This is a genomic window from Bradyrhizobium cenepequi (assembly GCF_020329485.1).
Taxonomy (GTDB): domain Bacteria; phylum Pseudomonadota; class Alphaproteobacteria; order Rhizobiales; family Xanthobacteraceae; genus Bradyrhizobium; species Bradyrhizobium cenepequi.
Genome location: NZ_JAGKJI010000033.1, coordinates 1 through 18,768, shown reverse-complemented (window position 1 = coordinate 18,768; position 18,768 = coordinate 1). Strand labels below are relative to the sequence as shown.

The window sequence follows — 18,768 nt, the reverse complement described above, 5'->3', positions numbered from 1 at the left end:
GTTCGCTCACTGAGGGTTCGGCCAGGCTTTGCCACACGCTGTAGTAGCGTAACATCTCGCTTGTATTCTGGATGTTAAGACTTCGTCCGCTTCTATCGGGCGATCGCTTTTCATGATTCGTTGCGCTCAGGATGTTGCGCCATGCACGACCCCCGCACCAAGAAGCCGGTCACGCCGCCAATCGACGTTTCTCCGAACAATCCTTGCCCGTTCCTGCGTGCGCTGGTCGCGGAAGGATTTGTCGACGGCCACATCGTCCCCCTCTCGACGCTATCAAGGACAATCGGAGCGGCCAGCGGAGAGACGGGGCTGAGCAAGATACGGGCTCGCATCGAGATTTATCTCGTCGCGCTCGTGGCGAACGGCCTCAGTCCCTGGCGCCTGCTCAAGAGCTGGTGGTCCGGTGCCGAGTTGGATGCGTTGCGCGACGGGCCACTCGATAAGCACGGCGTCGGCTCGCGCATTCTTGACACCCACGCCCATGTGCACGAGGACCAGATCGCGCGCCTTGCCGAGTTCGGCCAGGAGTGCACGAATCCCGCCGGCGACGTCGAGCGCGGCCTGACGGTGTCCGAAATCACGACCTTCATGCGCGCCAATTTCGAACGGGCGAAAGACGACCGGCGCTGGTACGACCCACTGCTGATGAAGGGCGAATGGCCCGTCCTGCTTCGCATCATGGGCAAGGGCCAAGGCAAGGACCGCTACCTCAGCGTCACGGAGGTGAGGACATTGTTCGTCGATCGCCGGCTGCCCGAGCGGATTGTCGCGCGCATCGAATCCCAACCGGAAGTCGCCCCCGCCCGGCGCGCGCTTTGCGTTCTCGGCAGCGCCGCGGCCGTGGTGATCGCGCTGCTGGTTGCGCTCACTCAGTTCCCGGATCACGTCAGGGCCCTCCTGCCCGACAAGCTCGCACAATTGCTGCCGCCTCCGCTGCCGGACGCGCCGGCGACCAAGGCTGCGTACTGGCTCGACCAGAATTGGTCGCGCGAGGATCGTTACTGGTTCCACCATGTCAGCCAGGGCACCGCGACATTTCCGGTGCCCTATGCGTGGTTCGTCGCGCTGGAGCAGCCATACCTGTACCTGTTCAGCCAGCCCGGACTGATAAAGGACAGCCCCTATCTTGAGCGCTTCGGCTTCATTCCAAGCCCTCAGACCATCCACACCGACGACAGCACACTGCGTCGCTTCGGCTATGCAAGCATCTTCGAGACGACACCGACGCCGGCATCTTCGGGCCTGTGGAAGACACCGGTTGAGAATGTCGACGGCTTGCCGGTCGGCTTCGCGCGGATGACCGGCGTTGTCGATCCGGCGACGGGCCGCCGCGAAGACGACAGGATCGGGCTGACCTGCGCCGCCTGTCACACCGGACAGCTTCACTACAAGGGCGTGGCCGTGCGCTTCGACGGCGGCCCGGCCATGACCGACCTGAAAAAGCTCGAACTCGCGACCGGCCTGTCGATTGCCTATACCTTGTATGTGCCGTTCCGTTTCAAGCGCTTCGCGGATCGCGTGCTCGGGCCCGACGCAAGCGATGCAGACCGCAGCGTCCTCAAGCAAAAGCTGGCAGCAATCGGCACATTCCTGATCGACTGGCAGAAGACTTATGACAAGACGATAGCCGACAAGACGACCGAAAATGGCGATCCGCAGAAGGACACCGAAGAGGGATTCGGCCGTCTTGACGCGCTCAACCGCATCGGCAACCAGGTCTTCTCGCAGAACCCGGTTATCAACGGCCTCAGCGGCTTCGAGAAGAATCTGCATGCCCAGGACGCGCCGGTCAGCTTCCCGCCGATCTGGACCGTGCCATGGCTCAAATACGCGCAATACGACGCCTCGATCGAGCAGCCGCTGATCCGCAATGCCGGCGAGGCGCTGGGAGTGACCGCGCTGATCAACATGTCGCCCGAGTATCCGGCCGACACGCTGTTCCGTTCGTCGGTGGAGGTGCAGAATTTGTTGTGGATCGAATCGATGCTGCGCGGCCCCGATCCCTTCAGCCAGACGCCGCCGCGCTTCGGCGGTTTGACCGCGCCGAAATGGCCGTCGCAGCTGTTCGACGATCAGGCCTGGAAGCTCAAGCCCGATCGCGTCGCGAAGGGCCGGGAGCTGTACGCCGAGATCTGCGTCGAATGTCATCTCGGTCCGGTCAATGACCCCGCGTTCGACGCTCAATTTCCGGACAAGAGCTTCTGGTCTTCGCCGCGCTGGGACCACACCGGCGGGAGCCCGGTCCTCGACCCCGTCCAGAAAAAGGCCGATGACATGGGAACGGACTCCGCGCAGGCCAAGGTACTGACCACGCGAACCGTTCAGGTCCCCGGCTTTCTCGGCATCGATCCCACGCGCGACCTCGCGAAGTGGTGGGAATGTCCTGACCTTCAGCCGACCTCTTCCACCGAGATGTCCTATGCCCTCGCCTTGATGGTGACGGTGGACCTCGTCAGCCGGAAATGGATGGACGATCAGCACATCCCGTCAGCAGCGCAGAAGAAGCTGTGGGGCGAGCGAAAGAACTGCCCCAACCGCGAGCCGGCGCCGCGCTATCGCGCGCGACCGCTGAACGGCGTCTGGGCCACGGCGCCCTACCTGCATAACGGCTCGGTCCCCTCGCTCGACTGGCTGCTGCCGAGCGCCCAAGGAAGTTCTGCATGGGCGCGCGTGATTTCGATCCGGAGCAGGTCGGCTTCGACGTCAAGGGCGACGAGACGAAGTGCAAGAACGGCCAAACACTGTTTTCGGCGGCCGATCGCGACGGAAAGGACATCCACGGCAACAGCGTGAGCGGCCACTCGTTCGAGGGAGCGGCGCCGTATCCGAAGGGTATCGTCGGCCGCGCGCTCGATAGAAGCGAACGTGAAGCGCTGATCGAATATCTGAAGACCTTGTAGCTGACCGAGGAAGCTGGCGCGTCAGCCGAACAGCGGCGTGCCCGGCACGAAGGCGTCGAACGCCGCCCAGAACTGTGCGCGGTAACGGTCCTGCTCCTGCAGGATCTCGTGTTTGGAGCCGGCGATCACGAGATGCGATCCGGCGCGCAAGTGATAGGCGAACTCCTCGATCGCGGGCGTCGAGACCACGGTGTCGTTGCTAGCCGCCAGCATCAGGATCGGCTGACGGATCTGCGACGGGTAGTAATATTCGCGGAACGTGCGCATCGCCTTGAAGGCAGTGTCGGCCCAGGCGACCGTCGGCGCGGCGAGGCCAACCGTAGGGTCTTCTTCCAGGATCGCCGCGTTGCGCGAGTAGCGCACGGGATCGCTGGTGAGCGGATTGTTGCTGAAGGGCGCCAGCCCGACCAACTCATCGCTGCCGCCCGGAACGTAGCGTCCGCCCTGGCCAGTGAGTCGCATGATCCGCAGCAGTGCGGTCGGGATGAACGAGGTGCGGCGTCCCGGGAGATCGATCATCGGTGCCGACAGCACCATGCGATCGAACCAGCGTTTCCCTGCATGCGCGATGCGCAGCATCACCGCGCCGCCCATCGAATGTGCCAGCGCGAAATAGGGCGGCGGACAATCCGGCAGCACCACCTGCTGCACGAATGTTTCGACGTCGATCTCGTAATCGGCAAAGTCGCGCACATAGCCTTTGCGCCGATCGCGCAATCTCCGCGAGGAATGGCCCTGCCCGCGCCAGTCGATCATCGCCACCGCAAAGCCGCGGTCGCGCAGATCGCGCACGGTCTCGAAATACTTTTCGATCATCTCGCCGCGGCCGGTGAACACGCAGACCGTTCCCTTGCGGCCCGGCGGCGGCGCCCAGCGCGCAAAGCGCAATTCGGCGCCATCCGGCGTCTTGATGATCGCGCTGACGACGTCTTCCGGAACCGGATTGGCTGGAATGGAGACGAGCGTCATGAAGGGGAACCGCTAGGTGAGAGACGGCGGGAATCAAGGCGTGAGCGCCAAAAAGCGACGATATTTCCGCCTCTTGAACGCCTGATAGCCCCACCCATATCATCTTCGTGCAGGCCGCTACCAGTGTTTCGGAACCGGAACATCAGGCTGCACACAGACTAAAGCCCGGCCCGATTGGCGGGCGGGTAATCGAATCAGTCGCTCATTGGAGGACTACTATGCGTACCTATGATCTGACCCCCTTCTATCGTTCCACCGTCGGCTTTGACCGCTTTTTCAACCTGCTTGACCAGGCGACTTCGGACGGCAGCCCCGGCTATCCCCCCTACAACATCGAGCGCACGGGCGAGAACGCCTACCGCATCACCGTAGCGGTTTCCGGCTTCTCCGAGAGTGAGCTTTCGATCGTCGCGAAGGAGAACACGCTGACGATCAAGGGCGAGAAGACCGCCAACGAGAACGGCAAGGACAAATCCAACGTTCTCTATCGCGGCATCGCCTCTCGGGCCTTCGAGCGCGTATTCCAGCTTGCCGACTTCGTGCAGGTGAAGAGCGCCTCGCTTGAGAACGGCCTGCTCCACGTCGACCTCGTTCGCGAGATCCCCGAGGCCAAGAAGCCGCGCAGCATTCCGATCACGACCGGCTCCGCCGCGCCGCAGGTCGCCGACGGCTCCACCAACAAGGCCGCCGCCTAATTGAGGCAGCTTCGGCAGGTATTGGCCGAACGCAAAACGCTCCGGGAAACCGGGGCGTTTTTGTTTTTCCCTCTGTCATTCCGGGATGCGCCGTCAGGCGCAGGCCCGGAATCCATTCAGCCATGGGACAAGGGGCGAAATGGATTCCGGGTTCGCGCTTCGCGCGCCCCGGAATGACGAGGTCAGCTACTCCAACCCTTGCACATGGGGCATTTCCTGCGTCGGCAAAATCGTCGGCGCGGCGGGCGCAGCCGGCTTCGACTCGCCGACGGCCGACGCAGCAGCCACCGGAGCGGTCTGGGGTGTCTCCGCAGGCTTCTGTTGCACCGCGGCTGATTGCTGGGCCGGCTCCGGGGCAGGCCGTGCTGCCTGCGGGCGCGGGTTTGGCTTCGGCTTTGGCACGGTCCGGCTCGCCACATGCGGAATGGGAGCCGGCGGCCGTGGCACGCCGCTGCGAACGGGGGTTGCCGGCGGCAAGGGTCCGGCAGGGCCATAGGCGCCGGTCAGATCATCGCCTCGGTCATCGTCGTCCATCCCATCGGCCGGAATGAAGCGGATGATGCGGCCGGTACGCGCGTCGATGACCAGCCTGCCGTCGCTGCCGCCGGGCTGGATCACTGCGATCGTATAGACCGGTCCGCGCCGCCGGGGGATGCCGAGCGGCAAGAACCCGTTTTCGCGCAGCACGGTGTAGACTTCGATGGGCGGCAGCAGCCTTGGTTCGTAGACGGGCCCATAGCGCGGCGCCGGCGCCTCCGGCGGCGTCGCCGCATAGGGGCCATCGAAGTCGGACACGGTCACGACCGACGGATCTCCGACGTGATTGGGCGCCAGAAATTGCGCATTGGCGGTCGGGGCCGAAAGCATGAACCCCACAGACAAGACCCATCCCGTAAACAGCTTCATCACCGGTAGCTCCTGTAAGACGCTGGGCGTGGAGCATTTTTGCTCTCTGGCGCCCGCAGGAAACTTCATCGGCAATTCCGGCGGTCCTTGGGCCGCATCAGGGCGCGTTTGCTTCAAATCGGGGGCGGGCCTTCACCGCGCTCCACCCAAAACTACATGCAGACGAGGACTCTGACGCGCTTGTGTGATAGAAAAAAATTTGGCAAGGTCGGAGTTAGGACAGTATAGCTGTCTTAATCGCGGGGCAGTTCCGGCATAGGGGATTGCGACGGAACCTCGGCCCTTTGGGCTCCGAGAATGCTGCGGGCAAGGCCGTTCCTCAGGGACGTTGAACGCTCCTCGCCTGATTTAGGACATTGCGGCTCGCGGAGGACGAGCGGTGGCCCCGGTGGGTGCCGCAACGCCCAAGGTGCGCCAACGACCGTGAGGCCTTTTAGCCTTATTTTGAGAGGAAACATGAGCGGGTCGGAATTCGAGCGCGAAACCATCGTGACAGAAGCGCTGTCGGCGGCCATAGCCTCGAAAGCGGACGAACCGGCGCGCGAACATGATTGGCGTCCCAAAGCCGAAGGCATGTACGACCCGAGCCTGGAGAAGGATGCCTGCGGCGTCGGCTTCATCGCCAACATCAAGGGCAAGCCCTCGCACCAGATCGTCTCCGACGCGCTGAATATCCTCTGCAACCTCGAGCACCGCGGCGCCGTCGGCGCCGATCCGCGTGCCGGCGACGGTGCCGGCATCCTGGTGCAGATCCCGCACGCCTTCTTCGCGCGCAAGGCCGCCGAGCTTGGCTTCAAGCTGCCGCAGCCGGGCGACTATGCGATCGGCGCGCTGTTCATGCCGCGCGACGCTTCCTGGCGCAACGTCATCAAGAGCATCATCGCCGACGAGATCAGGAACGAGGGCTTCAAGCTGCTCGGCTGGCGCGACGTGCCATCGGACAATTCCTCCCTCGGCGTCACCGTGAAGCCGACCGAGCCCTATCACCTGCAGCTGTTCATCGGCCGCAACGGCGCCGCCAAGACCGAGGACGAGTTCGAGCGCAGGCTCTACATCCTGCGCAAATCGATCTCGCAGGCGATCTATCAGCGCCGCGACCGCGGCATGGCCGGCTACTACCCGGTCTCGCTGTCGTGCCGCACAGTGATCTACAAGGGCATGTTCCTGGCCGATCAGCTCGGCAAGTATTATCCCGACCTGCACGAGGACGACTTCGCGAGCGCGCTGGCGCTGGTGCACCAACGCTTCTCGACCAACACCTTCCCGACCTGGTCGCTGGCGCATCCCTATCGCATGATCGCGCATAACGGCGAGATCAACACGCTGCGCGGCAACGTGAACTGGATGGCGGCGCGGCAGGCTTCCGTGCATTCGGAGCTCTACGGCAAGGATATCAGCCGGCTCTGGCCGATTTCCTACGAAGGCCAAAGCGACACCGCCTGCTTCGACAACGCGCTCGAATTCCTGGTGCAGGGCGGCTACTCGCTGCCGCACGCGGTGATGATGATGATCCCGGAAGCGTGGGCCGGAAATCCCTTGATGGATGAAGAGCGCCGCGCATTCTACGAATATCATGCCGCGATGATGGAGCCGTGGGATGGCCCGGCCGCGATCGCGTTCACCGATGGCCGCAAGATCGGTGCGACCTTGGATCGGAACGGGCTCCGACCGGCGCGCTATCTGGTGACAAAAGACGACCGCATCGTGATGGCGTCCGAGATGGGCGTGCTGAAGATCCCGGAAGACCAGATCGTCACCAAATGGCGTCTGCAGCCGGGCAAGATGCTGCTCGTCGATCTCGAGCAGGGCCGGCTCATTCCCGACGACGAGATCAAGGCCGATCTGGCCAAGAGCCATCCCTACAAGGAATGGCTCGCCCGGACCCAGATGCAGCTCGAGGAATTGCCTGATGCCTCGACCAAGAGCGTGCGCTCGAACCTGCCGTTGCTCGACCGCCAGCAGGCGTTCGGCTATTCGCAGGAAGACATCAACATCCTGATGACGCCGATGGCGGCGACCGGCGAGGAAGCCGCGGGCTCGATGGGTAACGACACGCCGATCTCGGCGCTGTCGGACAAGCCGAAGCCGCTCTTCACCTATTTCAAGCAGAACTTCGCACAGGTGACGAACCCGCCGATCGATCCGATTCGCGAGGAGCTCGTGATGAGCCTCGTCTCGATCATCGGGCCGCGGCCGAACCTGTTCGACCTGCAGGGGCTCGCCTCCACCAAGCGCCTCGAAGTGCGCCAGCCGATCCTCACCGACGCGGATCTGGAGAAGATCCGCTCGATCTCCGATGTCGCCGAGACGCACTTCAAGTCGCGCACGCTCGACACCACCTTCCACGCCGGCTTCGGCGCGGCAGGCATGGAGCAGGTGCTGGACGAGCTCTGCGCGCGCGCCGAAGGCGCGGTGCGCGAGGGCATCAACATCATCATCCTGTCCGACCGCATGACCGGCACCGACCGGATCCCGATTCCCGCGCTGCTCGCCTGCGCCGCTGTGCACCATCATTTGATCCGCACTGGCTTGCGCACCTCGGTCGGCCTCGTGATCGAATCCGGCGAACCGCGAGAGGTGCATCACTTCGCCTGCCTCGCCGGCTACGGCGCAGAGGCGATCAACCCCTATCTCGCATTCGAGACCATCATCGCGATGAAGGACCGCCTGCCAGGCGGGCTCGACGACAAGGAGATCGTGAAGCGCTACATCAAGTCGATCGGCAAGGGCTTGCTCAAGGTGATGTCCAAGATGGGCATCTCGACCTACCAGTCCTATTGCGGCGCGCAGATCTTCGACGCCGTCGGGCTGAAGGCCGATTTCGTCGCCAAGTATTTTGCCGGCACGCATACCCGCATCGAGGGCGTCGGCCTCGCTGAGATCGCAGAAGAAACCGCGCGGCGGCATGCCGATGCGTTCGGCGACGCGCAGGTCTACAAGACCGCGCTCGATGTCGGCGGCGAATACGCCTTCCGCAGCCGCGGCGAGGACCACGCCTGGACGGCCGAGTCGGTCTCGGCGCTGCAGCATGCCGTGCGCGGCAACTCGCTCGAACGCTATCGCGCGTTTGCCAAGATCCTGAACGAGCAGCAGGAGCGCCTGCTGACGCTGCGCGGGCTGTTCCGGATCAAGACCGCGGCAGACGAAAAGCGCAAGCCGGTGAAGCTCGAAGAGGTTGAGCCGGCCAAGGAGATCGTCAAGCGCTTCTCCACGGGCGCGATGTCGTTTGGCTCGATCTCGCGCGAGGCGCACACCACGCTCGCGATCGCGATGAACCGGATCGGCGGCAAGTCCAACACCGGCGAAGGCGGCGAGGAATCCGATCGCTTCAAGCCGCTGCCGAACGGCGATTCCATGCGCTCGGCGATCAAGCAGGTCGCCTCGGGCCGCTTCGGCGTGACGACGGAATACCTCGTCAACTCCGACATGATGCAGATCAAGATGGCGCAGGGCGCCAAGCCCGGCGAAGGCGGCCAGCTGCCCGGCCACAAGGTCGACGCGACGATCGCCCGCGTCCGCCATTCGACGCCCGGCGTCGGCCTGATCTCGCCGCCGCCGCACCACGACATCTATTCGATCGAGGATCTGGCGCAGCTCATCTACGACCTGAAGAACGTCAATCCGGACGGCCAGGTCTCGGTCAAGCTCGTCTCCGAAATCGGCGTCGGCACGGTTGCCGCCGGTGTCGCGAAGGCGCGCGCCGACCATGTGACGATCGCAGGCTTCGAGGGCGGGACCGGTGCCTCGCCCCTGACCTCGATCAAGCATGCCGGCAGCCCATGGGAGATCGGGCTCGCCGAAACCCACCAGACGCTGGTGCGCGAGCGGCTGCGCAGCCGCATCTCGGTCCAGGTCGACGGCGGTTTCCGCACCGGGCGCGACGTCGTGATCGGCGCGCTGCTCGGGGCTGACGAGTTCGGCTTCGCCACGGCGCCTTTGATCGCGGCCGGCTGCATCATGATGCGCAAGTGCCATCTCAACACCTGCCCGGTCGGGGTCGCGACCCAGGACCCGGTCCTGCGCAAGCGTTTCACCGGCCAGCCCGAGCACGTGATCAACTACTTCTTCTTTGTCGCCGAGGAAGTGCGCGAGATCATGGCTTCGCTCGGCTACAGGACGTTCGACGAGATGGTCGGCCAGACCCAGATGCTCGATCAGAGCTCGCTGGTCGCACATTGGAAGGCCAAGGGCCTCGATTTCTCGCGATTGTTCGTGCGGCAGAAGGAGGAGAAGGGCCAGAAGATCTATCATTCGGAGGCCCAGAACCATCATCTGGAAGCTGTGCTCGACCGTCGCCTGGTCGAGAAGGCACGCGCCGCGCTCGATCGTGGCGCGCCGGTAAGGATCGAGGCGGAGATCAACAACACCGACCGCTCCGCCGGCGCAATGCTGTCGGGCCAGGTGGCGAAGATCTACGGCCATGAAGGGCTGCCGCTCGACACGATCCATGTCAGCCTCAAGGGCACCGCGGGCCAGGCGTTCGGCGCGTGGCTTGCGAAGGGCGTCACCTTCGAACTCGAGGGCGAAGGCAACGACTATGTCGGCAAGGGCCTTTCCGGCGGCTGCATCATCGTCAAGCCGCCGAAGAATTCCGGCATTGTGCCGGAAGAGTCGATCATCGTCGGCAACACCGTGATGTACGGCGCGATCGAGGGCGAATGCTACTTGCGAGGCATCGCCGGCGAGCGCTTCGCCGTGCGGAACTCGGGCGCGGTCGCGGTCGTCGAGGGCGCCGGCGATCATTGCTGCGAATACATGACAGGCGGCATCGTCGTGGTGCTCGGCAAGACCGGCCGTAACTTCGCAGCCGGCATGTCCGGCGGCATTGCCTATGTCCTGGACGAAGCCGGCGACTTCCCGAAGCTGTGCAACCTTTCGATGGTCGACCTAGAACCGGTGCTGTCCGAAGAGATGATCAACGCCGCCACCTACCACCATGCCGGCGATCTCGAGGCGCATGGCCGGGTCGACGTGTTCCAGAACCTGCTTGATTCCGACGTCGAACGGCTCCATGTGCTGATCACGCGGCACGCCAAGCTGACCGGCTCGCGGAAAGCCGTCGCGATCCTGGCGGACTGGAAGTCATGGCTGCCGAAGTTCCGCAAGGTGATGCCGGTCGAGTACCGTCGCGCGCTGCAGGAGTTGCAGAAAAACGCCGACGCCGAGCCGAAGATCGCGATCGGAGCGTAATATCAGACCCTCATGGTGAGAAGGCGCGACGCGCCGTCTCGAACCATGAGGCCACGATACCGGCCTTGATCCTTCGAGACGCGGCGCGAGCGCCGCGCCTCAGGATGAGGGTCTACGGGGGCGCGTAGCGCGAACCGGATGACGAAACAGGACGAACCAGGGTGCAGGGGCCTCAGGCTTAATGGGAAAGATTACAGGTTTTCTCGAGATCGATCGGAATGAGCGCAAGTACACGCCGGTCGCCGAGCGGCTAAAGCATTTCCACGAGTTCGTCATTCCGCTCAGCGAGAAGGACATCCGCGACCAAGCCGCGCGCTGCATGAACTGCGGCATTCCTTACTGCCACGGCACCGGATCGGTAGCGCCGGGCACGCCCGGCTGCCCGGTCAACAACCAGATCCCCGACTGGAACGACCTCGTCTATCAGGGCAATTGGGAAGAAGCCTCGCGCAACCTGCATTCGACCAACAATTTCCCCGAATTCACCGGCCGGATCTGTCCGGCGCCGTGCGAGGCGTCCTGCACGCTCAACATCGACGACAACCCCGTCACCATCAAGACCATCGAATGCGCGATCGTCGATCGCGCCTGGGACAATGGTTGGCTCAAGCCGGAGATTCCGGCCGAGAAGACCGGCAAGAAGATCGCGGTGATCGGCGCCGGGCCGGCGGGCCTGGCCTGTGCCCAGCAGCTCGCGCGCGCCGGCCACGACGTGCACGTCTATGAGAAGTATGCCAGGGCCGGCGGCCTGCTGCGTTACGGCATTCCCGACTTCAAGATGGAGAAAGGCGTCATCGACCGTCGCGTCGCGCAGATGGAGGCCGAAGGCGTCACCTTCCACTACGGTGTCCCTGTCGGCGGCGATGCACCCCGCGCGATCGATCCGCGCGAACTGCACAACCAATATGATGCAATCGCGCTGACCGGCGGCGCGGAAGCTCCGCGCGACCTCCCCATCCCCGGCCGTGACCTCGACGGCATCCATTTCGCGATGGACTTCCTGCCGCAACAGAACCGCCGTGTCTCCGGCGAGCCGCTGGGCGGCGTGGCCGACATCCTCGCCAAGGACAAGCATGTGGTAGTGATCGGCGGCGGCGACACCGGGTCCGACTGCATCGGCACCTCGCTGCGCCAGGGCGCCAAGTCCGTGACCCAGCTCGAGATCATGGCGGCGCCGCCCGAGCGCGAGAGCAAGGGCGTGACCTGGCCGAACTGGCCGTTGAAGATGCGGACGTCGTCGAGCCAGGCCGAAGGCGCGATCCGCGAATACGCCGTGCTGACCCAGAAGTTCGAGGGCACTGGCGGCAAGGTGAAAAAGCTGCACTGCATCAAGGTCGACGACAAGTTCAAGCCACTGCCCGGCACCGAATTCGCACTCGACGCCGAGCTCGTGCTGCTGGCGATGGGCTTCGTGCATCCCGTGCACGATGGCCTGCTGAAGCAGCTCGCGGTCGATCTCGACCAGCGCGGCAACGTCCGCGCCAACACGAGCGACTACCAGACCTCGCTGCCCAACGTCTTCTCCGCCGGCGACATGCGCCGCGGCCAATCGCTGGTGGTCTGGGCCATCCGCGAAGGCCGCCTCTGCGCGCGTGCGATCGACACGTTCCTGATGGGGAAGACGGATCTGCCGCGGTAGGCACTCGTCATTGCCGGGCCTGACCCGGCAATCCATCCCTTAGCAAAGAGTCTGACGAAGAAGATGGATACGCGGGTCAAGCCCGCGTATGACGTCGGTGCGACTGGCTCACCATCAATTCTGCACCCGCACCCCCAGCAGCATCACCGTCGACTGCGAGCTCGATCCCGGCGAGTTCGAGTCCAGGATGTCGTGGCGTACGGTGCCCTTGATCCAGAGGCTGCGGGTCATCTTGTAGATGAGATCGCCTGACAGCGAGTAGATCTTGTCGAAGCGGTCGTCGCCCTGGTAGTCGAGCGTACCGTAGGTGAACCTGCCGATCGCGGTCAGCCAGCGGCGGAAGTCGTGATCGACCTCGACGGTGTAGGTGCGCGCCAGCACGCCCGAGGTGCCCGGCAGCGTGGTCTCGCCTAGCTGCGTGTCGGAATAGAATTTGGCGGTCGTCAGCGGCGTCGCGGTCCAGGTCAGCGATGCCGTGGTGAGCAGGCCCTCCAGCCGGTTCAGCCGCGGATCCTGATAGTCGCGCGCGGCGTAGCCGATCGAGACTTCGCCGAACAAGAGCCGCGAGAACTCAAAGGACGTGCCAGCCTTCGCATAGCCGCCCGAGGAATCGCGCGCGAAGCCTGAGCGGTCGAGCCGCAAGTCATGAACACGGCTGTCGCCCTGGATTTCCACGAACGGCTTGACCGCGGGGTTCACCTCGTAGCTGACGCGCGCGACGCCGCCATACTGGCTGAAGTTGCGGTCATCGTTCGAGCTCGACGAGCCGTCGGTGAGCCTTGACCATTGGTAATCGGTGCGGTCGACGGTGGCGCCTGCGGAGACCTGCAGGCGGTTGAAGTTCTGGTCGAAGCCGAAGGTGCCGCCGACGGTGGTGTAGATCGGATATCTGGCGAGGCCTGCCTGCACGTTCGGGCTGCCGGGGTTGTCGGTGGACACGAGCAGCCGCGCCTGTCCCAGCAGCCTTGTGTCACGGGTGACGTCGAGCCGCCCATCGATATGGCCGATGAAGTTGGGGCGATCGACATCGAGCGGCGCCGACAGCGGCGTGCCGTCGGCGTTCGGCGTCAGGTTTTGGGTGTAGCCGGTGAAGGAGCCGCGCAGGTCGGCGACCAGCGCATGACGCTCCCAGTCGGACACCGCCAGGAATTCCGGCGCGATCACGTATGTCGGCCTGCCCTGCGGCACCGCCAGCCGGCCGGGATTGGTCTCATAGCCGGCGCTGAGTTCGACCGCCGACTTGATCAGGAAGCTGCCGGCATAGTCGCCGACTGCACCGAACGGATCGTCGTCGATCTTGAGCCGCTTGCGCGGCGGCTGGCCCACCACATTGCCCGCCAGCGCCGGCGGCACCGGCGGCTTGTTGGCGGTCTCCGATGGCGGGATCGAGAGGCGTAATTGTCCGGCCAGATTCCTCGGCGGAGGCGGGGGTGGCGGCGTACCAGGACCGGGCGGCGGCTTCGGCTTCGCCTGTCCCGGATAGTATTTCCGCTGCTGGCGCTTGCGGTTGAGTGAGTCATAGCCGGAGGTCGAAGCGCCATTCGCGGCCGGCAGGCCGTAGGACGGCACCTGGCCGACACGCGAGGGTGCGCGGCGGCCATCGAGATCCCGGTCACGCAATCGTGGATCGTTCAGCGGATCGGCCAGTTCGGCCGCGGTCTTGCGCAAGGGCGAATCTGATGGCGCTACCTGGGTAGTGCGCGACGGGCTGAACAAATCAGGCGTGACCGTCTGGGCCTGCGCGAAGGAGCCGTTCAGTCCGAGCACGGCAAGCCATGCCACAGGCGCGAGCAAATGGCGCGCGCGCCCCCTCCGGCTCCCTGCTCGCCCTCGTCCCACGATAGAAATACCTCAACAAATTCACTGACTTACACGGCATACGCGGAACCGGGCCGAGAACGTCCTTAATGGAGTTAAAACAATTATGGTTAATGCTCCGTTGAGAGCTGCTAGCCACGTCGCCTCGCGCACGCCGCCGTGCTAAGGGAAGCGCTCTGGGCGCGACGCCCCTCCTCCCTGGAAACAGACATGGCCAAGCCCAAACCGCTGATGCCGAAATCGTCGGACACCGAGCCTGCAGACACCTCCGTGCAATCGGCGCTGCGGACGTTGGAGGCCGAAGCAAGCGGTGTCGCCGCGATCGACGCCGCGCTTCGATCCGACCTCGGCGTGCCCTTCGCCGCGGCGGCTGAGATGATCCGCAGCGCCAAGGGACGGCTGATCGTCACCGGGCTCGGCAAGTCCGGCCATGTCGGGCGCAAGATCGCGGCGACCTTTGCCTCCACCGGCACGCCGGCCTTCTTCGTCCATGCCGCCGAAGCCAGCCATGGCGACCTCGGCATGATCACCGCCGACGACGTCATCCTGGCGCTGTCATGGTCCGGCGAGCAGCCGGAGATGAAGAACCTGATCTCTTACGCCGCGCGCTTCAGCATCGCCGTGATCGCGATCACGGCGGAAAAGGAATCGAGCCTGAGCAAGGCCGCCGACATCGCGCTGACCCTGCCGAAGGCGCGCGAGGCCTGCCCGTACAATCTGGCGCCGACCACCTCTTCGCTGATGATGCTCGCGCTCGGCGATGCGCTGGCAATCGCGCTGCTGGAAGGCCGCGGCTTCACCTCAACCGATTTCAGCGTGCTGCATCCCGGCGGCAAGCTCGGGGCGATGCTGAAATATACCCGCGATCTCATGCACGCCGGCGAAGCCGTGCCGCTGAAGCCGCTCGGCACCAGCATGTCGGACGCGCTGGTCGAGATGACCTCGAAGGGCTTTGGCTGCGTCGGCATCGTCGATGGCCGCGGCCATCTCGTCGGCATCGTCACCGACGGCGACCTCCGCCGCCACATGCGCCCCGACCTGATGACGGCTGTCGTCGACGAGATCATGACCAAAAATCCAAAGACCATCAGCCGCGACACGCTGGCCGGCGAAGCGCTGGAATTGCTGAACTCGTCGAAGGTCACCGCGCTGATCGTCATCGACGCCGGCAAGCCGGTCGGCATCGTGCATTTCCACGACTTCCTGCGCGCGGGCGTGGCGTAGGCTCGCGGGCGGTCATCGCGAGATGCGTAGGATGGGTAGAGCGCAGCGAAACCCATCGCGATGAAGCGAACGGCGCGAATGATGGGTTTCGCTGCGCTCTACCCATCCTACGCCCCCCGTCGTCCCGTCGAAAGACGGGGCCATAACCACAGGATGTTATTGTGATGCGGGCAAGCGGTTACAGCTTTGCACACCACAAACGCCTGTGGTTATGGGCCCGTGGCAAGCCCGGGACGACGTGGGGAGAGGCTCTGATTCAAACTTCCCCGCGTCCGCAATGACGGCGTTGTTATTGCGGAAACCGCGCCCCCTTCTCTTCCAGCGGCAATGCCAGGCCGTTCGCGATGTAGGAGACCGTGTGGTAGAAGCCGCAGAGCAGCATGACCTCCAGGATCTTCGCGTCATCATAGTGCGCCGACAGCGCCGCGAATTCCGCCTCGCTCAGGGTCGCCCGGTAATGCAGCGCGTCGACGGCGGCGATCAGCGCCTGCTCGGCATCTGACCAGCAGGGATCATTGGGCTCGCCGTGCACGGTGGCGCTGATCTGTGCTTCGGTCAGCGATGCAGCCTCGGCGAAGGTTGCGATATGGACACCCCATTCATATTCGCAGCCGGTCAGCGCGCAGGTGCGATCGATGACGATCTCGCGCTCCCGCAAACTCAGCGGACCGCGATCCAAAAGGCTGCCGGCGGTGAATTTCCGCCAGGCCCGGTCCTGGCCTGCTATCACGCGAAACAACAGCAACGGCGGTGCGCCGCGCATGATGCGGTCGAACTGTGCCTTCAGTTCGGCCGCATATGGCGGCTCGAGCGGGGCGATCCGTGACATGGCCGGCTCCTCTGCTACAATAAACGTAGCAATACGCTACAATATATGTAGCAAGACGCAAGCGGGAAACAACGATGCCGAAGTCACCCTCAGCCGCCGGGAAACACTCCGTCCGCGGGTCGCGAACCGGCCGGCCAATCATGGCGCTGCTCGATCTGCTCGGCAGGCGCTGGACCTTGCGGATCATCTGGGAATTGCGTGGCGGCGCCCTCACCTCGCGCGCGCTGCGGGCGGTCTGCGATCAGGCGTCCCCGACCATCCTGCAGACACGGCTGACCGAACTGCGCGAGGCCGGATTTGTCGAACTCGCTCCGGGCGAGGGCTATGGCCTCACCGGATGGGGCAAAGACTTGCTGGAGAATTTTGTGCCGCTGCACCGGTTCGCGGAGCGATGGAGCAAGCGCGAGGAAGATTGAGAAGACGCCGCTTGTTCGGAACACCTCTCCCAAAGGGAGAGGTCGATTTGCGTCAGCAAATCGGGTGAGGGGTTACCCTCTATCGAGGGACCTCGCCCCTCACCCGGATCGCATCTGACGATGCGATCCGACCTCTCCCGATGGGAGAGGTAAAGAGCTACGCCACCACCACCGTCAGGCTGGCGCCGTCGGCGCGGATCACCTTGACGCGGCTGCCGGCCGGCGCGTCGGGGCCGGCGACGCGCCAGATCGTGTCATCGATCCGCACCGTGCCTGATCCGTCGATGATCGGCTTCTCCAGCGTGAACTCGCGCCCGACCAGGGCTTCGGTGCGCCGGTTGAGGAACGGGCTGCTCGCGCTTGCCGAGCTCGCGCTTTTGGCAAAGTGCCGCCATGCCGGCACGGCGGCGACCGCAAACAGGGCGAACATCAGGAACTGCGTCTGCCAATGCGGATCGATGGCGAATGACACCAGCCCAACCAGGAGTGCCGACAGCCCGAGCCAGAACAGGAACACGCCCGGCGCCGCCAATTCCAGCGCCATCAGGACGAAGCCGAGGACCAGCCAATTCCAGCTACCCAATGTCAAAAACATCTCGATCATGACACGACTCTATTATTTCGAGCGCGACCCAGCACTCCTTATCTTTGCGGCGCGACCGGCGGCGGCGTCGGGCCAGACGGCGGCACCGCGGATCGCCGCGGGGCGACGGTCGCGGAAGCGGCGCTTTCGCCGAAGGTGGCGCGTGCGATTTCGCCGATGCCGGCAAGCGAGCCGAGCACGCTCGAGGCCTCGATCGGCAGCATCACGATCTTCTGGTTCGGCGCTTCCGCCAATTGTCCGAACGCCTTGATGTACTTGTCGGCGATGAAATAGTTGAGCGCGGCAACGTCGCCCCGGCTAATCGCTTCGGACACCATCTGGGTCGCCTTGGCCTCGGCCTCCGCCAGGCGCTCGCGCGCTTCGGCGTCGCGGAAGGCGGCTTCGCGGCGGCCCTCCGCCTGCAGGATCTGTCCCTGCTTGGCGCCTTCGGCGCGCAGGATTTCCGATTGCCGCTGACCTTCCGCCTGGAGGATGTCGGCGCGCTTGACGCGCTCGGCCTTCATCTGCCGGCCCATCGCCTCCACGAGGTCGGCCGGCGGCACGATGTCCTTGATCTCGATGCGGTTGACCTTGACACCCCAGGGCGAGACCGCGGCATCGACCACGCGCAAGAGCCGCTCGTTGATCTCGTCGCGATGCGACAGCACCTGGTCGAGATCCATCGAACCCATCACCGAGCGGATGTTGGTCATGGTCAGCACCGTGATCGCCTGGTGCAGGTTGGCGACCTCGTAGCTCGCTTTCGCGGCGTCGAACACCTGGAAGAAGGCAACGCCATCAGCGGTGACGGTGGCATTGTCCTTGGTGATCACCTCCTGCTCGGGGATGTCGATCACCTGCTCCATCATGTTCATCTTGCGCCCGATGCGATCGAAATAGGGCACGATGAGATTGAGGCCAGGGAGCAGCGTGCGGGTGTATTTGCCAAAGCGCTCGATGGTCCAGACATAGCCCTGGGGCACGGTCTTGACCCCGGCGAACAGCGTGACGACGACAAGCAGAACAAGGGCAATCGCGAAAATGTCGAAACCACTCATAAAGTCCTCCAAGACCGGCGAAGCCGGTGCGGCCCTGCATTTGGTCTGCAAAACCGCTGCGCCGGTTCAGCCGGCTGTTGGTTACCACCATAGGTAAGAAGCGGTTTGCGAGGCTGCCAGATATAGCCTGTGAACGTAAACGATGTGTCAGGCGTTATGCCTGTGGGAGTTCACCTCATCTCTCCCGCAAGCGAGAGCTTTGCATAATGGGCGAATCTGCGATTCTCTAAGAGAGGATCGGAGGGGGGCTGGAGTGACATATCGGCGGGTTGGACAACCGAGCTTCGCAGATGCGCTGGTATCGCGGCGGGGAAAAGGCAATCCAGCGTTGAAGCGGATCGGCGAGCTGGTCGATTGGGCGGCTGTGGAGCTTGTGCTGCGCGGCCTTCCGGAACCGGAGCGTGGCGCGCCGCCCTACCCGCGGCTGGTGATGTTCAAGGCGCTGCTGCTGCAGCAATGGTATGGACTGTCCGATCCGGAGCTTGAAGAGGCGCTGGATGACCGCGCCTCGTTCCGCGATTTCTGCGGTTTTGTGCTGGAC

General features: G+C 64.2%; 12 protein-coding genes and 1 pseudogene. 7 read left to right on the top strand and 6 right to left on the bottom strand.

The annotated features are described in order from the left end of the window. Positions 1 to 141 precede the first annotated feature (141 nt). A pseudogene (locus J6497_RS27765) lies at positions 142 to 2,900 on the top strand (di-heme-cytochrome C peroxidase). A gap of 21 nt (positions 2,901 to 2,921) precedes the next feature. On the opposite strand, the gene J6497_RS27760 reads toward J6497_RS27765, so the two are convergent. Continuing rightward, complete coding sequence (locus J6497_RS27760; protein WP_225707453.1) at positions 2,922 to 3,869, bottom strand: alpha/beta fold hydrolase; 948 nt, start codon at positions 3,867 to 3,869, stop codon at positions 2,922 to 2,924. Positions 3,870 to 4,087: 218 nt separating this feature from the next. Here J6497_RS27760 and J6497_RS27755 point away from each other — a divergent pair, with 218 nt between their 5' ends. After that, positions 4,088 to 4,564 (top strand): Hsp20 family protein, encoded by a 477-nt coding sequence (locus tag J6497_RS27755; RefSeq protein WP_225707452.1) that lies wholly within the window; start codon positions 4,088 to 4,090, stop codon positions 4,562 to 4,564. Between the two features lie 186 nt (positions 4,565 to 4,750). Here J6497_RS27755 and J6497_RS27750 read toward each other — a convergent pair whose 3' ends face one another. Further along, the gene (locus J6497_RS27750) at positions 4,751 to 5,470 is read right to left on the bottom strand and encodes a hypothetical protein (protein WP_225707451.1); all 720 of its coding nucleotides are present in this window, start codon (positions 5,468 to 5,470) and stop codon (positions 4,751 to 4,753) included. A gap of 456 nt (positions 5,471 to 5,926) precedes the next feature. On the opposite strand from J6497_RS27750, the gene gltB reads away from it, so the two are divergent. Together gltB and J6497_RS27740 are read left to right on the top strand one after the other, a co-directional pair. Then, positions 5,927 to 10,660 (top strand): glutamate synthase large subunit, encoded by a 4,734-nt coding sequence (gene gltB / locus J6497_RS27745; protein ID WP_225707450.1) that lies wholly within the window; start codon positions 5,927 to 5,929, stop codon positions 10,658 to 10,660. 181 nt (positions 10,661 to 10,841) lie between these two features. Beyond that, on the top strand, positions 10,842 to 12,299 hold the full coding sequence (locus J6497_RS27740) for a glutamate synthase subunit beta (protein ID WP_225707449.1): 1,458 nt from the start codon (positions 10,842 to 10,844) through the stop codon (positions 12,297 to 12,299). Positions 12,300 to 12,413: 114 nt separating this feature from the next. On the opposite strand, the gene J6497_RS27735 is transcribed toward J6497_RS27740, so the two are convergent. Continuing rightward, positions 12,414 to 14,138 carry an outer membrane beta-barrel protein gene (locus tag J6497_RS27735; RefSeq protein ID WP_376708279.1) on the bottom strand — a complete coding sequence of 575 codons (1,725 nt, stop codon included), beginning with the start codon at positions 14,136 to 14,138 and terminating at the stop codon, positions 12,414 to 12,416. 210 nt (positions 14,139 to 14,348) lie between these two features. On the opposite strand from J6497_RS27735, the gene J6497_RS27730 reads away from it, so the two are divergent. Continuing rightward, the gene (locus J6497_RS27730) at positions 14,349 to 15,341 is read left to right on the top strand and encodes a KpsF/GutQ family sugar-phosphate isomerase (protein WP_376708280.1); all 993 of its coding nucleotides are present in this window, start codon (positions 14,349 to 14,351) and stop codon (positions 15,339 to 15,341) included. Positions 15,342 to 15,630: 289 nt separating this feature from the next. Here the strand turns inward: J6497_RS27730 and J6497_RS27725 are convergent, their stop codons facing one another. Then, complete coding sequence (locus tag J6497_RS27725) at positions 15,631 to 16,170, bottom strand: carboxymuconolactone decarboxylase family protein (protein ID WP_225707446.1); 540 nt, start codon at positions 16,168 to 16,170, stop codon at positions 15,631 to 15,633. A 74-nt stretch (positions 16,171 to 16,244) separates the two neighbouring features. Between J6497_RS27725 and J6497_RS27720 the strand changes: the two genes are divergently transcribed. After that, positions 16,245 to 16,586 carry a winged helix-turn-helix transcriptional regulator gene (locus J6497_RS27720; RefSeq protein WP_225707445.1) on the top strand — a complete coding sequence of 114 codons (342 nt, stop codon included), beginning with the start codon at positions 16,245 to 16,247 and terminating at the stop codon, positions 16,584 to 16,586. A 157-nt stretch (positions 16,587 to 16,743) separates the two neighbouring features. Here the strand turns inward: J6497_RS27720 and J6497_RS27715 are convergent, their stop codons facing one another. After that, positions 16,744 to 17,190, bottom strand: a complete 447-nt coding sequence (locus J6497_RS27715; RefSeq protein WP_225707444.1) for an NfeD family protein — start codon at positions 17,188 to 17,190, stop codon at positions 16,744 to 16,746. A 38-nt stretch (positions 17,191 to 17,228) separates the two neighbouring features. After that, positions 17,229 to 18,227 (bottom strand): SPFH domain-containing protein, encoded by a 999-nt coding sequence (locus tag J6497_RS27710; RefSeq protein WP_225707443.1) that lies wholly within the window; start codon positions 18,225 to 18,227, stop codon positions 17,229 to 17,231. A gap of 253 nt (positions 18,228 to 18,480) precedes the next feature. Here J6497_RS27710 and J6497_RS27705 point away from each other — a divergent pair. Continuing rightward, positions 18,481 to 18,768, top strand: a 288-nt coding sequence (locus J6497_RS27705) for a transposase (protein WP_225707442.1), incomplete at its 3' end; no start/stop codon positions are given.

Bases quoted from the DNA above. Each gene is read 5' to 3' on its own strand.
- J6497_RS27760 (WP_225707453.1), bottom strand. From the start codon at position 3,869: ATGACGCTCGTCTCCATTCCAGCCAATCCGGTTCCGGAAGACGTCGTC.
- J6497_RS27750 (WP_225707451.1), bottom strand. From the start codon at position 5,470: ATGAAGCTGTTTACGGGATGGGTCTTGTCTGTGGGGTTCATGCTTTCG.
- J6497_RS27720 (WP_225707445.1), top strand. From the start codon at position 16,245: ATGCCGAAGTCACCCTCAGCCGCCGGGAAACACTCCGTCCGCGGGTCG.
- J6497_RS27715 (WP_225707444.1), bottom strand. From the start codon at position 17,190: ATGATCGAGATGTTTTTGACATTGGGTAGCTGGAATTGGCTGGTCCTC.
- J6497_RS27755 (WP_225707452.1), top strand. From the start codon at position 4,088: ATGCGTACCTATGATCTGACCCCCTTCTATCGTTCCACCGTCGGCTTT.
- gltB (WP_225707450.1), top strand. From the start codon at position 5,927: ATGAGCGGGTCGGAATTCGAGCGCGAAACCATCGTGACAGAAGCGCTG.
- J6497_RS27710 (WP_225707443.1), bottom strand. From the start codon at position 18,227: ATGAGTGGTTTCGACATTTTCGCGATTGCCCTTGTTCTGCTTGTCGTC.
- J6497_RS27725 (WP_225707446.1), bottom strand. From the start codon at position 16,170: ATGTCACGGATCGCCCCGCTCGAGCCGCCATATGCGGCCGAACTGAAG.
- J6497_RS27730 (WP_376708280.1), top strand. From the start codon at position 14,349: ATGCCGAAATCGTCGGACACCGAGCCTGCAGACACCTCCGTGCAATCG.
- J6497_RS27740 (WP_225707449.1), top strand. From the start codon at position 10,842: ATGGGAAAGATTACAGGTTTTCTCGAGATCGATCGGAATGAGCGCAAG.